Source organism: Candidatus Eisenbacteria bacterium, from assembly GCA_016867715.1.
Taxonomy (GTDB): domain Bacteria; phylum Orphanbacterota; class Orphanbacteria; order Orphanbacterales; family Orphanbacteraceae; genus VGIW01.
Map to the genome: position 1 here is coordinate 1 of VGIW01000038.1, position 16,184 is coordinate 16,184.

Genomic DNA, 16,184 nt, shown 5'->3' on the forward strand with positions numbered 1-16,184 from the left:
ACGAAGAGCCCGACGTGCCCGCACCGCAGGAGCCAGGCTTCGTTGAAGGAACCGTACCGGAACCAGAACTGGATCGCATACCTTTGCTCGAGATCCAGGAAGGGCATCGGCTCCGCGAAGAGCGGGCGCGAGGTCGCGGTCGCGCCGTGTCCCGCAGTCTGGGATCCTATGATGCGAAGGCTCCAGGAACCGCCGTGCGCTTGGGTTCCGTCGAGACCGATGCTCGCGCTGCCGGACTGCGTTCTCGTCCAATCGGAGATGTCGGCATCCTCAAAATCGTCGTTCCAGTCCCAGTACGGCAGGATGCTGATCGTGTCCGTCGCAATCGCGCTGTAGAGCCCCCGGGAGTTCCGGGCACGAACCTCGATCCCGTATCGACCCGCGGGGGCGAGCGCCAGCGCGAAGCCGAACCCCTCGTCGGCTTCATCCCAGTTCCCGTCCGAAGGCGAGGCGTTCTGCCAAGCCCCCCCGTCCACCCGGTACTCCACGGAAGAGACGCTGTTCACCGAGATGTCGTGCCCAGGGCACCACCAGCCCGGATTCACGTTCGGCTCGACCTCGGGGATCACGCTCCCCGTGAAGATCGGGGTCGGGTCGCACGTCATCGTGTCCTCCGGCTCGTCCAATGTGAGAAGCGGCGGGTGGTCGACGATGTCCGGGATCGAGTCGCCGTCCGTGTCCCGCCAGCCGATCTGCCCGCGCGTGAAGGGACAGACGTGTCCCTCCGTGAATTCGACCCTATTGTTGTTCCGCATGATGCAGAGTTCGGAAGTTCCGCCGCCGTTTTCGCAGTTGCCGTTCGCCACATTGAGATACCCTGTCGTCTCCGTATCGGTGCAGCCGGAAGACGCGTACTCGTCGAGCGCGTAGAACGTGTGCCCGGTCTCGTGCGCGGTGAGGTAGTCCGTGTTCCCATAGGTCCAGCCGCCGTTGTCCGACGTCATGACGAGGTACGGTCCGCCGAGATACGAATAGTCGAACCACCCATCGGAAAAGCACCCGTCGGCGTCGACGTTCGAGTTCACGAAGAAGACCGTGTTGAGCCAGGCGTCGGCGCTCGTGGGACTACGATTGTTGTTGAAGTTCCTCACCTTGTCGAAGTGGTTCTCCCCCGCGTAGCCGAGGCTGTCCATGACGTCGTCGACCCAAGTGACGTCGAAGTTGTGAGGACGCGTGATCGGCTCCCACGGCGTCGGGACGGTCCACTCGACGGATGTGATGAGGATCATGCGGGCCGGAGCGTAGCGGGCGAACCACCATTCGATGCCCTCTGTGCATTCTGCGACCCGGAATTCCTTCATGCTCAAGGTCCAGTTCTCCGTGTTTGGGTCGAGGACTCCGTTCGATTCCGGAAAGACGATGTAAACGTGATACGCGCCGTGCTGGCTGCCGAGGCCGTCGAGAATCATGTACTCGCTCATGTCCTCGTCGTTCGCGCCGTACCCCTTCTTTCCGATTCCGTCGGCGCTCCTCCGGTATTCCTCCGGGACGGGAATGCCACACGCGTAGTCCCTTCGCGCACCCCCTTCCGGCTCGTGAGCGACGGGGTGGTTCGCCAGCCCCATGTAGATGTCGTTCCACACGCGGATCGCAACGCTCTGCTCCCGAGTCAACTCGCCGTAGCGCGCACGGTCGACCGGACCGAAGGAGACGCCGATCACATCTTGCCTCGTCGCGATGCGCGCCGCCGCCTCGCGGGAGAGAAAAGCCGTCATCGACGAGGGGAGGAGAACCGATGCGACCCTTCCCCCCTCCGCCTCCACGGCCCGCCATACGCTCTCGCATTCCTCGACCGTGGCCGTCGAAAGGAGCACGAAGGCGCGCTCACCCTCCGGGGCGCTGCGGGGAGGAAGAAACGCGGCGGCCGGAGATGCCGCCAGCACGATGAGAAGAGAGACGATGAGGCGAGCAAGGGAGAGGGACTCCCTCGCCCGCGCGGCTCGTGAACCACGATTCTGCACGGTCCGGCTCCTTTCTCGGGATTCCGGGGACGAGGAAGGGAAGGACGGCAAGGCCCGTTCCGACATGCGGAACCTCTGCGCGGAGCGACCGGCCCGCGTGCCGGGCAGTCCGCATCCGACCGGGCGGGCCCGAAGACAAGAACATGCCGAAAGCGTGGGTAGTCGAGGCGAGCGCAAGGCCGGGGATCGCTCTCCCCGAAAACCTCTTCGCTTCGCCGATCAGGATAGCTCCTCCGCAGGATGGTAACCAGGGGGGACGCATGTCCCCCCATCAACCTCTCGCGAAACGAACGGAACAACGTCCCCGACCCGAACTCGCCGCGATCGGCGCGCCCTCGGGCCGTGATCCCCTAAGTGATTTAATCACTTCGAGTTCTGGCGACGCCTCCGCTGTCCGCGCGCTCCCGCTTTCTCCCTTGATTGAGCTGCCTTTCGCCTGTAATAATAACTAAGCAGAACGCACGGCTCTCGGGGGAGGATCGCCATGGAAGCCTGGAAGGAATTCGGTCTGAACCCGGTGACGCACTCCGCGGCGCACCACCTCGTGGCGATCGAGGGGCTCGTCGAGGAGTTCGGCTACGCGCGCGTCACGGACGTGGCGGAGAGGCTCGCCATCACGAGAGGGAGCGCGTCGATCACGATCAAGAGCCTCCGGCAGCGCGGGCTCGTCGCAACCGACCCGCGCGGTTTTCTCCATCTGACGCAGGAAGGTCTTCGCATCGTGCGCGGCGTTCGCGCCAGAAACTCCGTCATGCAGAAACTATTCGCGGACATCCTCGGCGTGGACGAGAAGCTCGCGTCGATCGACGCGTGCAAGATCGAGCACCTCATCAGCGGGAAGACCGTGCAGCGGATCACGCGTCTTCTCCGGTTCATGGAATCGGACCGCCCCGAGGCGAAGAAGTTCCGCGAGGCGCTCGCGCATTTCGGCGATCACTGCGGGCAAGACCCGGGCGAGTGCGCGCTCTGCCCGTACGATTGCCTCGCCATGCAGGCCGCGGAAATGCCCGAGCGAAGCGATGAGAGCAACGGCTGACGACGGGTTGAGAACGGAAGGCGCGGGATGATGGTCGAGCCAATAGAACAGTATTTCTTGCGCGACCGCCGGGGCGCGGGGCGAGGGGGTGAACCGGCGAGTTCCCGAGCGGGCCGGGCCTTGCCGATCCGGCACCGTGTCGTGGGCCCGGTCCGCTCGGGGTGTCTCTTCCGGCACCCCCTCGGCCCGGGCCCCGGCCGAAGAAACACCGGTCGAGTTTCTGTCGGATTGAGATGATGGTCGAGCGGATCCTCGTGGGGGCGATCGTGTGCGGAGCGGCGTTCTTCGTCGCGCGCGCGGTGCGCCGCTCCTGGAGCGGGAAGAGCAAGTGCGGCTGCGGCGCTCGCTGCCCCGTCGCTCGAGAAGCCGCGAGCCGAGCCTTGCGGGTGATCCGCGGGCCGCGCGCCGGAGAGAACCTCGCGCGCGGACCGAGGAGCGACCGCGCGCTCCCCGAAGTCGAGCCCCCGCCGAACCGCGCGGGTTCGTGAGGAGTTTCCTTTGCGTCTCAATGAATGCCGGCCGGGGCAGATCGGAACCATCGTCGGCACGGTGGGGAACGGGCCGCTCGTCCAGCGGCTGATGGAGATGGGCGTCATCGCGGGAGCAAGGATCCGCGTGGTCCGTCTCGCTCCTCTCGGCGATCCGATGGAGGTCGAACTCCACGGCTATCGGCTCTCCATCCGCAAAGCGGAAGCGGGAGTCGTGGAGGTCTCGATTTGAAGCCGGCGCGTGCGGCCCGCCGCGTGGCGATCATCGGAAACCCCAACACGGGGAAGACGAGCGTCTTCAACGCCCTCACGGGTCTCGCGCAGAAGGTCGGCAACTACCCGGGCGTCACGGTCGAGAAGAAGATCGGTCTCCTCGCTCCCGGAATCGAGCTCGTCGATCTTCCGGGCATGTACAGTCTCGCGGCGCACAGCCCCGACGAGCTGCTCGCCGCGCGCGTCCTTCTCGGCGAGCACGACGGGGAGCCGAGGCCCGACCTCGTCCTTGTCGTCGCGGATGCCGCGAACCTTCAGCGCAATCTCTATCTTACGACGCAGGTGATCGAGATCGGCCTCCCCGCGATCCTCGTCCTCAACATGATCGACGCGGCCGAGAGGCGCGGGATCAGCGTGAACACGAGAGCGCTCTCCCGAATCCTCGGCGTTCCGGTCATCCCGACGGTCGCTCACCGGCGTCTTGGCATCGCGGAGCTTCGCGCGGCGATTCACGACTCGGTCGGTTCGCCGCCGCCCCGTCCGTCGTGGACGCTTCCGGAGGCGATCGTGCGCGAGAGAGACGCTCTCGCGAGCCGGTTCGGCGCGAACGCGTACATCCTGATGCGCGCGCTGATCGACGAGGGGGGGCCGGTGGAACAGTTCCTCGCCTCGCGCATGGACGGCGATCTCAGGGACGCTCTCGCCGAGGCGCGCGCGCGCATCCGCGTCTCGGGACGCTCGCCCGCGGCCGAGGAGGCGGAGGCGCGCCACCGCTGGATCGCCGGCGCGCTCGAGACGACCGTGCGGCGCGAAGAGAGAAGAAAGAGCCTCAGCGAACGCATCGACAACGTCCTCGTTCACCGAGTCCTCGGGCTCCCGATCTTCATGCTCGTGATGTCGGGGGGGTTCATCTCGATCTTCATGTGGGCCGTTCCGTTCATGGACCTCATCACGGGCGCGTTCGGATTCCTCGGCGAGCTCGCGCGCCGTCTCTTCGCGGGCACGCCCCTTCAAGGAGGCGCCCTCGAAAGCCTGATCGCGGACGGCGCGCTCGCGGGGGTCGGAGGCGTGATGGTGTTTCTCCCGCAGATCGTCTTCCTCTTCTTCTTCATCGCGCTGCTCGACGATTGCGGCTACATGGCGCGCGCGGCTTTCCTAATGGACCGGATCTTTCGCGCGGTCGGTCTCTCCGGCATGAGCTTCATCCCGATGCTGAGCTCGTTCGCCTGCGCGGTTCCGGGCATTCTCGCCACGCGAACGATCGGGAACGCGCGCGATCGAATCGCGACGATCCTCATCGCGCCGTTCATGAGCTGCTCGGCGCGCATTCCGGTCTACTCCCTGATGATCGCCGCGTTCATCCCCGCGAGGATGATCGGTGGGGTTCTTCCGCTGCAAGGGCTCGTTTTCGGGGCGATGTACTTCGTCGGGATCTTCGCGGCGATTCCCGCCGCGCTGGTTCTCCGCCGAACGCTGCTCAGGGGCCCCGGATCGACGTACTTGATGGAGCTCCCGCCCTACAAGATCCCGAGCCCCCGATCGGTGGGGATCCGCATCATCGATCGAAGCCGCACGTTCGTGCGCCAGGCGGGGACGATCATCTTCGCGATGTCCATCATCGTTTGGGCGCTCGGATACTTCCCTCGGCCGCCGGAGATCGGGCGCGCGCACGAAGCGCTTCGCGCCGAAGCGCGTCTCTCGCTCGACGGCGAGGCGCGCGAGACGCGCCTTCGCGAGATCGACCGGGAGGAGGCCGGCGCCTACATGCGGAACAGCGTTCTCGGACGAGCGGGGCGCCTTCTCGAGCCGGCCGTGAAGCCTCTCGGATGGGACTGGAAGATCGGGATGGCGACGATCGCTTCGTTCCCCGCGCGCGAGGTGATCGTCTCCACGCTGAGCATCATCTACGACCTCGGCAAGGACGCGGAGGACCGGCGCGAGAAAGAGGCGCTCATCGGCAAGCTCTCCGCCGCCCGCTGGCCGGACGGCTCGCCGGTCTTCACGATCCCGGTCGCCGTCTCGGTGATGGTCTTCTTCGCCCTCTGTTGCCAGTGCGGGGCGACCCTCGCCGTGATCAAACGAGAGACGAATTCCTGGAGATGGACCGCTCTCTCGTTCGGCTACATGACGGCGATCGCCTACATCGGGGCGCTCGTCGTCTATCGCGCCGGAACCGCTCTGCTCGCCTAGATCAGGCCGCATTCCGCGCCTGAATCCCGGATTCCCCGTCCGCTGTCTTCGTCGACTCCAATCTCGAGTATGAACCGATGGGATCAGGCGCGTGTTCGCTTCTTCCCGTCCGCCAGCGAGAAGAGAACCCCAGCCGCCAGGATCGAGAGCACCACCGCGAGCACGATGGCGTGGAAGTGCTCGCCGAGAAGATGATGGAGCTTCTTCGCGACGAGCATCTTCACCCCGATGAGAACGAGCACCAGCGAGAGGGAGACCTTCAAGTAGCGGAACTTCTCGATCATTCCCGAAAGGACGAAGAAGAGCGCGCGGAGACCGAGAATCGCGAACACATTGCTGGTGAAGACGAGAAACGGATCCCCGGTGATCGCGAAGATCGCGGGGATCGAGTCGACGGCGAAGATCACGTCGCTCGTCTCCACGGTCAGGAGCGCGATCGCGAGCGGAGTGAGCATGAGCGTCCCCGGTCTCGCGCGCTCGACCACCTCGTCGCGCACATCCTCCTCGCCGGGAAGGGCCCCCTCGTGCGACCCCCTCGTGCCCGCCCTCACGAGAAAACGCTGGCCGTGGAAGCGCGACGTGACCGGAAAGAGCCGCCGCGCGAGCCGGACCGCAGCGTTCTTGTTCGGATCGACGTCCTCCGAATTCAGGAAGAGCATCTTGATCCCCGTGACGATGAGAAAGACCCCGAAGATCAAGAGGATCCAGGTGAAACGCGCGACGAGCGTCGCCCCGATCGCGATCATCACGCCGCGCAAGACGAGCGCCCCCACGATGCCCCAGAAGAGAACGCGGTGCCGGTAGATCGGAGGCACTCCGAAGAAGTTGAAGATCATCGCGATGACGAAGATGTTGTCGGCGGAGAGCGACTTCTCCACGACGAAGCCGGTGAGGTACTTGAGGGCGGCGGTCGTTCCGTTGTTCATCGCGCGATCGACCGGATCCGGCATCGTGCCGAGCCCGAACCAATGATGCTGGTAGCCGAAGTAGACGAACTTGGAGAAGAGAAGGCCGCACGCGATCCAAACCGCGGACCAGAAGAACGCCTCTCGGAGAGATACCGCGTGCGCGCGGCGATGGAACACGCCGAGATCGAGCGCGAGAAGCGCGAGGATCAGACCGATAAACCCGACCCAGAGAAGGACCATCTCGTTCACCGGGAGCGCACGTTCAGGACCGCCCGCCGGGCTTCCGTCCGTCGTGGAGGGCGCGGACCGGCGGTAGAATCGCGCACGAGAGTAGACCGACGCGAGCGGGATCGCAAGACGAAAGGGGATCGGCCCGCGCGAAGAATGCGATGCGTACCGCCCGAGCCCTACTCCCCCTTCCTCGCGTCCCTCAGCCTCTTCCAGAACGGCTACGAGAGGAAGCTCCTCTCGTCGAGCGAGCAGAGTCGCTCGAAGAGGGGCTTCGTCGCGGTGAACGCGAGGAGATCGGGTTGCATGGTTCGTTCTCCCGCCCCGCTACACCGCCTCGATCGTCGAGGGGGGCTTCGGAGCGATGTGATACGTCACGCTCACGACGCCCGGCGCCTCGCGGATGATGTCGGCGGCTAGCTTCTCGAGCGCATCGAAGGGGAGGCGAGTCGGCTTCGCGACGCGCGCGTCGACGCTCTCCCAGCAACGCACCTCGATCTGCATGCCGTAGTCGCGCTTCCCGTCGCGTATCCCGGTCACGCGGTCCTCGTGGAGGATCGCGAGATACTGGAACGCGCCCGTCCCGGAGAGGTAACGCTCGACGACCGCGGTCGCCTTCCGCACCGTCTCGATCCGCTCGGGGGTCACCGCGCCGACCACGCGCGCCGCGAGCGCAGGGCCGGGGAACGGGATCCGCCGGAAGATCTCCTCCGGCAGACCGAGGGCGCGGCCGACCTTTCGGACGCCGTCCTTGCGGAGGCGGATGAGCGGCTCGAGGATCCGGTAGCCGAACGCTTTCTCCGGGTCGATCCCGAGCTGCTCGAACACGTTGTGCTGGCGCTTGATTCCCGCCACCGTCTCTTCGACGTCGGTGAGGATCGTCCCCTGGAGCAGGAACCTCGCGCCGCTCTCGCGGACGACGCGGCCGAAGACGTCGCGATAGAAGGTTCGAGTGATCGCCTCCCGCTTCTCCTCCGGGTCGGCGATCCCGGCGAGCGCGGAGAAGAACTCGGCGCGCGCGTCGACGATCTCGACCTCGACGCCGAGACTCCCGAAGAGGGCGCGGACCCGCTCCGGCTCCCCCTCGCGCATAAGGCCGTTCTCGACGAACACCGTCCGGAGCCGCTCCCCGAGCGCTCGGGCGCCGAGCATCGTGACGGCGGAGGAGTCGACGCCGCCGGAGAGGGCGTTGATCGCCTCGCCGTTCCCGACCGCGCGGCGAATCTCCTCGATCGATTCATTGATGAACTGTTCAGTGTTCAGATTATCTGCGAGGATCTCCCGGATCATGCTCTCTCCTCGTGAAAACGGGAATCCGGCCGGATCGGAGCCGTTGCGGCGCGCCCTGGCCCCCCTTCTTCACTCAATCGGGAAGGGAGGCTCGCCCGCGACCGAACTGATGAGCTGCTCCGCCGCATCCACTTCTACCGGCGTCCCTTCGACGCCGAGCCAAACGCACCCTTCCGCGCCGCCGATCCCGCCGGCGCCGGTGATCGCGGCCGACGCCCCCGTCAGGAGCGCGATCGCATCGAGTTCGGTGAAGACCTCGCCCGGCACTGGGAAGAGGCAGGGCCCCCGCGAGCTGGGCGCGTTCACTCGCGCCGCGAGGTCGTCGAGATCGCCGTCGACGCGCTTCTCGACGCCGACCGGAAGGATGAGCCGGACGCGCCGCCCGACCGCCGCCTGCACCGCCGCGCCGATCGTCCCCGCTTTCGGATGGAGGACGAAGATCGCCGCGCGCCGCATCGCGAGATCGAGCGCGTTCGCCCCCTTGAGGACGACATCCCCCTCGCGGAGATCGTCGACGACGTCGAAGATTGTCTTCCCTTCGAGCCATGCGCCCTTCGCGATCACCACGTCGCCGGGAAACCCCGCGCCTCCCGCGGCCGGCGGCGGCGATCCCTCTTTCGCCGCGCGCGCCGGCGGGAGCGTGACGCCCCGAAAGAAGCGCTCCTTCGAGAAGTCCTTCGCGCGGCCGATCCGCGCGAGCACCTCCTCGGCGACGTAGCCGTTCGTGGAGCCGGCCACGATCACGATCGTTCCTTCCTTCAGCGCCGACCCGATCGCCGGATGCGCGGCGATCCCTTGAGCAATCAATCGTTTTCCGGCGGCCGGGGTGAGGACGAACTGCTTCATTCTTCAAGTCCTTTCTCGGGCGAGTTCGAGGCCGGCCCGCGCCCGAAGAGGTCGGACGGTCGAGACGCTGCTACGCGGTCAGCCTCCTTCGCCGGAGGGGATCTCCTCGAAGATCCGCGCGCGGTCCATCTCCAGCCAGTAGCGAATCGCCATCGCGCGCACGGCCTGCCAATAGGCGGGGGTGAGATCGCCGTTCTTCTCGATCGCGTCCCCGATTTCCCGGCGAAGCGGACCGAGACAGAGATAGAGGACACGTACGCGCTTCCCATCCGTTCCCGCTTCAAGCAACGGTCGAGACGAGAAATCGGTGCGCGTCCCCGTCTTTCGGTTTTTCGTCTCAAACGGCCGGCGCCGCCTTCTCCGGCTTGTAGATCGAAGCGACGAGGACGCCCGCTACGAGAAACTCGATGAGCGTGATGAAAAACCAGCCGAACGCGACCCCGCCGGTAATCGGCATCGCGGAGTAGGATCCGAACCCCATCGGGAAGCCGAAGAAAATTCCCATGTAGATTCCGAAGCGCACGCCTTCCATTGCGCCTTTTCCTTCGTACCCCTTCCCGAAGATCAGGACGAAGAAGAAGGACATGACGAGGGTGACAAGCCACATGACCGGGCGGAGTCGGTTCATCTCCTCGATCGAACGCCAGAGGTGCGAGGTTGCTTCGTAGGTCTTGCCCATCACGAGGCTGTGAAAGATCCAATCCATGATGCTGAACGCCACGAAGAGGACAATCACCGCGATCCAGAATTTCCGTCCCATCGGTAACCTCCTTACGCCGGGGGCGCGCAGATCATTTGAATCCCCTGCGGGTGTCCCCTGTCAAGAGAAACGGGAACGCGACTCGGATTCGCTTTTTACTTCAATAAGGTTCGTTCCTTCCAAATCGAGTAGATCGCGGGGATGAGGAGAAGAGTCTCGACCGTCGACGTGATGAGCCCTCCCACCATCGGCGCGGCGATCCGCTTCATCACGGAAGAGCCGATCTCCGCCTCCATCCCGATCATGATCGGAAGAAGGCCGACGATCGTGGTCGCCACGGTCATCACCTTCGGACGGAGACGATCGACCGCCCCCTCGGCGATCGCCTCGTCGAGATCTTCGCGCGTCCGAAGCCTTCCCTCTCTTCGATAGCGCGCCGTCGCTTCGTCGATGTAGACCTGCATCACGATCCCCGTCTCCGCCGCGAGCCCCGCCACGCTGATGAACCCGACCCACACCGCGACCGACGCGTTGTAGCCGAGAAGCCAGAGGAGCCATATCCCGCCGACCACGGCGAACGGGAGCGGAAGAAGACGAATGAACGCCTCCGAGATCGTTCGGAAGTGAAGGAAAAGCAGGAGAAACACGATGAGGAGCGTGAGCGGAACGAGAAGGCGAAGACGCTTCGCGGCCGCCTGCATGTACTCGTACTGACCGGACCAGACGATCGAGTATCCGGGCGGGAGCGCGATCTGCGCGCCGACCGCCTCTTGCGCCCGCTTCACATACGTGCCGACGTCGATTCCGCGGATGTCGACGAAGACCGTCACCGCGCGCCTCGCGTTTTCCGTGAGGATCTCCATCGGGCCCGAGACGATCCGAATGTCGGCGAGCTGCCCGATCGGAACCTGCGCGCCGCTCGGCGTCGGGACGAGGATGCTCCGGAGCGCATCGAGATCCTGGCGAAGCTCGCGCGGATAGCGCACGTTCACGCCGTAGCGCTCCAACCCCTCCACCGTCCGGGTCACTTCCATTCCGCCGACGGCAGCCATGAGGACCTCTTGGACATCCATGACGTTCAGTCCGTAGCGAGCGCAAGCGTCGCGGTCGATGTCGAAATCGACGAATCGTCCCGACACCGCGCGCATCGAATACGCCGACACCGTTCCATCGAGGCCCTTCACGATCGCCTCGGCTTTCTCGCCGATCGCCGCGAGCGTGTCGAGATTTGGCCCAAGGATCTTGATCCCGACCGGCGTCTTCACCCCCGTCGAGAGCATGTCGATGCGGGTCTTGATCGGCATCGTCCAGGAGTTCGTGAGACCCGGGAACTGGATCGCGGCGTCGAGCTCGCGGATGAGCGAATCCGAATCGACGCCCTCGCGCCACTTCGAGCGGTCCTTCTCGAGAAGAATCGTGGTCTCGATCATCGAGAGGGGCGCCGGATCGGTGGCGGTTTCCGCGCGGCCGACCTTTCCGAAGACCGCCTTCACCTCGGGGAAGCTCCGGATGATCTTGTCGGTCTGTTGCAGGATCTCGTTCGCTTTCGCGATCGGAAGCCCCGGGTTCGTCGTCGGCATGTAGAGGAGATCCCCTTCGTAGAGGGGCGGCATGAACTCGTTGCCGATTCTTGAGAGTGGAACAATCGTCGCGAGAAGGACTACGAGCGCGATCGCGAGCGTGGCGTAGCGATGCCGGAGAACCCAGCGCACCATCGGACGGTACGCGGCGACGAGCGGGCGCGTCACGGGGTGGTCCTCTTCCTTCCGAAGACGTCCCCGCACGAACACCGCCATCAGAGCGGGCATCAATGTGACCGTTAGGATCGCGCAGACAGCCATCGCGAATGTCTTCGTGTAGGCGAGCGGCTTGAAGAGCCGTCCCGACTGCTCCGAGAGCCCGAAGACCGGAAGGAACGACACCGTGACGATGAGGAGCGCGTAGAAGAGCGAGGGCCCCACCTCGCGCGCCGCCTCGAAGATCACCTCCGCGTGGGCGACCCCCTTCTTCTTCCGCTCCGCGTGCTTGTGCGCGTTCTCGACGAGGACGAGTGCCGCGTCGTCGAGAACGCCGATCGCGATGGCGATCCCCCCGAGCGACATGATGTTCGCGTGGATGCCGAGAAGGTGCATGAGAAGGATCGACGCGAGCACCGCGACCGGGATCGAGACGATCGAGACGAGCGCCGAGCGAAGATGAAGGAGGAAGAGCGCGATCATGAGCGCGATGACGGCCATCTGTTCGGTCAGCTTGATGCGAAGCGTGCGGACCGCCTCGCGAATGAGAACGCTTCGATCATATGCAGTCTTGATTTCGACGCCGGGCGGGAGGCTCGGCTCGATTGCCGCGATTCGCTTCTTCACGCGGTCGATCACCTCGAGCGCGTTCTCGCCGATCCGCATGACGACGATCCCGCCGACGACCTCTCCCTCTCCGTTCCACTCGGCGGCGCCGCGCCGGAGCTCCGGGCCGATCGAGACGCGCGCGACGTGACGGAGAAGAATCGGCGTTCCTCCATTGCCGACATCGAGAACGACCTTCTCGATATCCTCGACCCCGCGAAAGTAGCCGCGCCCGCGCACCATAAACTCGGTCTCGCCCATCTCGAGGACGCCGCCCCCCGCGTCCGCGTTCGAGGCGCGGATCGACTCGCGAACCTTTTGGATCGAGATCCCAAACGCCTGAAGGGCGCGCGGATCGACCTCGACTTGATACTGCTTCACGAAGCCGCCGATCGATGCGACTTCCGACACGCCGGGGAGCGAGCCGAGCTCGTACTTGAGGAAGAAGTCCTGGACCGAGCGGAGATCGGAGAGGTCGTGCGCGCCGGTCGTGTCGATGAGGACATACTCGTAGACCCAACCGAGTCCGGTCGCGTCCGGCCCGAGCTTCGCAGTCGCATCTTCCGGAAGGCGAATTTGGTTCAGGTATTCGAGAACGCGGCTTCGCGCCCAATAGAGGTCGGTGCCGTCGTCGAAGAGAACATAGACGAAGCCGAAGCCCATGAACGAGTAACCCCGGACGACCTTCGCGTGCGGGACGTTCAGCATCGCGGTCGTGAGCGGATAAACGACCTGGTCCTCGACGACATCCGGCGATTGCTCGGGGAAATCGACTTGGACGATCACTTGGACGTCGGAGAGATCGGGGATCGCGTCGAGGCGGATCTCGTAGATCGCCCAGATCCCGCCGGCGACGAGGATCGCCGCGAGAAGGAGAACGATCGCCCGGTTGTCGATGCTGAAGCGGATCGCCTTCTCGAGCATCGGCTCTCCCCTATTGCGCGCGCGCGCCGAGGGCCGCGTCGAGCTCGGCGAGATACCGCTCGGGATCCGCGTCGAAGTCCGCCTGACAGCCCGGGCAGCAGTAGTAGACGCGCATTCCTTGATAGGTCGAGTAAACGTCGCCGGGCGCGATCGTCTTCTCGTTCTTCATCACCGGGCAGAGGATCGTGATCGATCCGTCGGGCGCGACGAAGAGAGCGTTTCGGACCGGCTCTCCCTCGATGCGCGGGAGATCGCCCAAAGATGCGGCTCCTGCGGGGGAGGTTGCGCGGCCTGCATGGCTGTGCGCGGGAAAAACGCCCGACTTTCCTTCCATCATCTTCTTCACCGCTTCGCGGAACGAGGATTCCGAGTCGAGAAGGAACTGCGCGCTCGTCACCACTCGGTCGCCGGGGAGAACGCCGTCGAGAACTTGAACGACTCCCCCCGATCCGCTCGCGCCGAGCAGAACTTCGGCCGGCGCGAAGCGCCCCTCGCCGCGCGCGAGGAAGACGACATCGCGAGCTCCCGATCGGACCACCGCCTCCGCTGGAACGAGAACCGCGTCCTCGTCGAGAACCGACTCGATGCTCACATCGGCATACATGCCCGGCTTGAGATCGCCGCTCGCGTTCGGGAACTCGAGACGGACCTTGAGATCGCGCGTCATCGGATCGAGAACCGGAGCGAGGAACGCCACCTTCCCCTCGAACACGCGCCCCGGAAGGAACGAGAGCGTCAGGGTCGCTTTCTGTCCGATTGAAACGAACGGAAGATCCGCGTCGAAGACGGATGCCTGCACCCATACGACGTCGAGATCCGCGATGCGATAGAGATCCATCCCCGGCATCACGCGCATTCCCGGGAAGACATCCCTACTCGCGACGACGCCGGTGAAGGGGGAACGCAGCGTCATCGCTCGCCGGACCTCGCGCGTTCGTTCGAGACGCGCGACCTCCTCTTCCGGGACGTTCCAATAGAGAAGCCGGCGGCGGGCCGACTCGAACGTTTCCCGCGCCCCCTGCGCGATCTCGGGCGCGGCGCTCCCCTCAAGGCGGCGGAGGTTGTCGAGCGCGATGAGGTACTCCTCCTGCGCGGTCGCGAGTTGCGGGGAGTCGATCTCGAGAAGAGGATCGCCTTTCCTCACGGTCCGGCCGGTCTCGTCGACGTGGACCCTTTCGATCCACCCCTCGACCTTGAGGTTGACGATCCCGACGCGCGTCTCGTCCTCGACGACGAGACCGGTGGCGCGGATCGTCTTCCGGAGAGGCCCGCGCTCCGCCTCCCCGGTGCGGACGCCGATGTTCCGAACGACCGCGGGGTCGATGGCAATCGTCTCGGCCGCTCGCCCTTGGGCGCCGTCCTCCGGCGCCGTCCCTCTCACCGGCACGAGAGCCATGTTGCAGATCGGGCAGATCCCCGGTCCCTCCTGGATCACGTTCGGGTGCATGCCGCATGTGTAAAGTTCTTTCTTCGCGTCCTCTGCGATGGGGCGGCCGTGGGTCTCCTCGGCCGCGCCGCGCGAGAGGAAGTGTCCCGCGCCGAAACCGACGACGAAGAGGAGAATCCCCGCCGCGGCGATCCCGATCGTTCGGCTCGAGGTGAAGTTCGCGTTCATGGCGATTATTCCTTTCGCGGATCGGCCGCGCCGCGGGCCGCATCCCACACGGGGAAGAGGGTATTTTCATCCTTGGAACCGACGAGACGGTCGAGACGCGCGAGGAGCATCCCGACCCACGCGACCATTTCGTGAAGCCCGCTTTCGGCTTCGAGGAGAGACCGCTCCGCGAGAAGAACGCTCTCGAAATCGAGCCGTCCCGCCGCGTAGGCCGCCCTCGCCGAACGGAACGCGCTCTCCGCCTGCGGGATCATCCCGTTCCGATGGATGTCGATCGAGGCGGAGGCCGCTTTCAGCTCCGTCACCGTCTCGCCGATCGCGGCGCGAAGACGAAGGCGGACGTTCTCGAGTTCCCGCTCCGATGCGCGAAGCAACGCGCGCGCCCCCTTCTCGCGATCGCGGATGTCTCCTCGCGCGATCGGAAGATCGATCATCGCCTCGAACGCGAAGCGCCGATCGCCGTCCCCCTCGCCGGGCATCCCGCCCATCCCCATCTCCCCCCACATCGCTCCGAGGGTGAGGTCCGGGTAGAAGTCCTTGCGCGCGAGAGCGAGAGACGCGTGCGCGCGGCGGACCTCCGCATCGCGCGCGGCGATCTCCGGGTTCGCGAGGAGGGCGCGATCGAGGAGCGCGCTTTCATCGATCGGAGTCTCGGGATCCGTCTCCGCGAGGAACGGGATCGGAAGCGGCTTTCCGACGAGCCCTTCGATCCGCCTCTCGAGCGCCGCCCGCTCTGCGCGGAGGCGGATCAGGCGCTCGTCGACCTCGGTCCGCATGAGCTGCGCCTGCAAAACGTCCGCCTGGCGGCCCTCGCCGGCTGCGTACATCGCCTGCGCGGCGGCCGTCATCTCCGAAAGAAGCGCCGCTTCGCGCTCCGCGATCTCGATCGCCCGATCCGCGCGGTAGATCGCCCACACGTCTTCCTTCACGTCCTGAATGACCATCGCCGCAGTTTCGTTTGCACGTGAAGCATCCATCGCCGCATCCGCGTCCATCTCCGACCTCATGAGGCTTCTCTTGCCGAAGAAGGGGAACGTCTGGCGGAGGGAGATCCAGTTCGCCGCGGACCTCTCGCCGGATCCCGGCATGGTCCCGAAGCCGAGCATCGGGTTCGGAAGGCGATCCGCCGCCGCGGCCCGGTGCCCCGACGCGGTCGCTTGCTCGCTCGATGCGGCGATGGCCGGGCTCGAGCGGAGCGCTTCTCGAAGAAGAGACGCGAGAACATCGTTCGGATCGGCACCCGCGGATGGCGAGACCGCTCCCGCCCCTCCCGCAGCCAGGAGAAGAAGAAGCAAGACGGTCGATCCGAGCCGCTCTCTCATCATGCCGCGCACCGGTAGACCCCCCTGGGTTCTTCGAAGTGGACGGCTTCTTCGCCCGCCCCTCGCGGGATCCAAAGGCACGACCCGTGCCGACCAGAGGGCGCGAGGGACAGCCTGATCG

Annotated in this window: 13 protein-coding genes; 4 read left to right on the top strand and 9 right to left on the bottom strand. The window is 65.5% G+C overall.

The genetic code is table 11. The features are described from left to right. Window positions 1–1,961 (bottom strand): hypothetical protein (locus FJY73_08135; GenBank protein MBM3320627.1); only part of this gene is annotated, 1,961 nt, incomplete at its 3' end. Between the two features lie 484 nt (window positions 1,962–2,445). Between FJY73_08135 and FJY73_08140 the strand changes: the two genes are divergently transcribed. The 4 genes from FJY73_08140 (at window position 2,446) to feoB (ending at window position 5,888) form a co-directional block, all read left to right on the top strand. Next, window positions 2,446–2,997 (top strand): metal-dependent transcriptional regulator, encoded by a 552-nt coding sequence (locus FJY73_08140; GenBank protein ID MBM3320628.1) that lies wholly within the window; start codon window positions 2,446–2,448, stop codon window positions 2,995–2,997. A gap of 233 nt (window positions 2,998–3,230) precedes the next feature. After that, window positions 3,231–3,485 (top strand): hypothetical protein, encoded by a 255-nt coding sequence (locus tag FJY73_08145; protein ID MBM3320629.1) that lies wholly within the window; start codon window positions 3,231–3,233, stop codon window positions 3,483–3,485. A 10-nt stretch (window positions 3,486–3,495) separates the two neighbouring features. Next, window positions 3,496–3,717, top strand: coding sequence for a ferrous iron transport protein A (locus FJY73_08150; GenBank protein MBM3320630.1), 222 nt, complete (start codon window positions 3,496–3,498; stop codon window positions 3,715–3,717). Window positions 3,718–3,746: 29 nt separating this feature from the next. After that, on the top strand, window positions 3,747–5,888 hold the full coding sequence (gene feoB / locus FJY73_08155) for a ferrous iron transport protein B (protein MBM3320631.1): 2,142 nt from the start codon (window positions 3,747–3,749) through the stop codon (window positions 5,886–5,888). A gap of 83 nt (window positions 5,889–5,971) precedes the next feature. Here feoB and FJY73_08160 read toward each other — a convergent pair whose 3' ends face one another. The 8 genes from FJY73_08160 to FJY73_08195 all read right to left on the bottom strand — a co-directional run bounded on the left by FJY73_08160 (window position 5,972) and on the right by FJY73_08195 (window position 16,075). Then, window positions 5,972–7,045 carry a TerC family protein gene (locus tag FJY73_08160; GenBank protein MBM3320632.1) on the bottom strand — a complete coding sequence of 358 codons (1,074 nt, stop codon included), beginning with the start codon at window positions 7,043–7,045 and terminating at the stop codon, window positions 5,972–5,974. Between the two features lie 306 nt (window positions 7,046–7,351). After that, entirely contained in the window at window positions 7,352–8,314 is a 963-nt protein-coding gene (locus tag FJY73_08165; protein MBM3320633.1) for an ExsB family transcriptional regulator, read from the bottom strand. Window positions 8,315–8,383: 69 nt separating this feature from the next. Then, window positions 8,384–9,160, bottom strand: a complete 777-nt coding sequence (locus FJY73_08170) for a hypothetical protein (protein ID MBM3320634.1) — start codon at window positions 9,158–9,160, stop codon at window positions 8,384–8,386. A 78-nt stretch (window positions 9,161–9,238) separates the two neighbouring features. After that, on the bottom strand, window positions 9,239–9,448 hold the full coding sequence (locus tag FJY73_08175) for a hypothetical protein (GenBank protein ID MBM3320635.1): 210 nt from the start codon (window positions 9,446–9,448) through the stop codon (window positions 9,239–9,241). 49 nt (window positions 9,449–9,497) lie between these two features. Beyond that, window positions 9,498–9,920: a hypothetical protein gene (locus FJY73_08180; protein ID MBM3320636.1), complete on the bottom strand. Its 423-nt coding sequence runs from the start codon at window positions 9,918–9,920 to the stop codon at window positions 9,498–9,500. 95 nt (window positions 9,921–10,015) lie between these two features. Then, on the bottom strand, window positions 10,016–13,126 hold the full coding sequence (locus FJY73_08185; protein ID MBM3320637.1) for an efflux RND transporter permease subunit: 3,111 nt from the start codon (window positions 13,124–13,126) through the stop codon (window positions 10,016–10,018). Window positions 13,127–13,136: 10 nt separating this feature from the next. Next, window positions 13,137–14,741: an efflux RND transporter periplasmic adaptor subunit gene (locus FJY73_08190; GenBank protein MBM3320638.1), complete on the bottom strand. Its 1,605-nt coding sequence runs from the start codon at window positions 14,739–14,741 to the stop codon at window positions 13,137–13,139. A gap of 5 nt (window positions 14,742–14,746) precedes the next feature. Further along, entirely contained in the window at window positions 14,747–16,075 is a 1,329-nt protein-coding gene (locus tag FJY73_08195) for a TolC family protein (GenBank protein MBM3320639.1), read from the bottom strand. Window positions 16,076–16,184 lie beyond the last annotated feature (109 nt).

What these genes read in the sequence shown, in the direction of transcription:
- FJY73_08170 (MBM3320634.1), bottom strand. Translation starts at nt 9,160, where the DNA reads ATGAAGCAGTTCGTCCTCACCCCGGCCGCCGGAAAACGATTGATTGCT.
- FJY73_08190 (MBM3320638.1), bottom strand. Translation starts at nt 14,741, where the DNA reads ATGAACGCGAACTTCACCTCGAGCCGAACGATCGGGATCGCCGCGGCG.
- FJY73_08140 (MBM3320628.1), top strand. Translation starts at nt 2,446, where the DNA reads ATGGAAGCCTGGAAGGAATTCGGTCTGAACCCGGTGACGCACTCCGCG.
- FJY73_08145 (MBM3320629.1), top strand. Translation starts at nt 3,231, where the DNA reads ATGATGGTCGAGCGGATCCTCGTGGGGGCGATCGTGTGCGGAGCGGCG.
- FJY73_08165 (MBM3320633.1), bottom strand. Translation starts at nt 8,314, where the DNA reads ATGATCCGGGAGATCCTCGCAGATAATCTGAACACTGAACAGTTCATC.
- FJY73_08185 (MBM3320637.1), bottom strand. Translation starts at nt 13,126, where the DNA reads ATGCTCGAGAAGGCGATCCGCTTCAGCATCGACAACCGGGCGATCGTT.
- FJY73_08180 (MBM3320636.1), bottom strand. Translation starts at nt 9,920, where the DNA reads ATGGGACGGAAATTCTGGATCGCGGTGATTGTCCTCTTCGTGGCGTTC.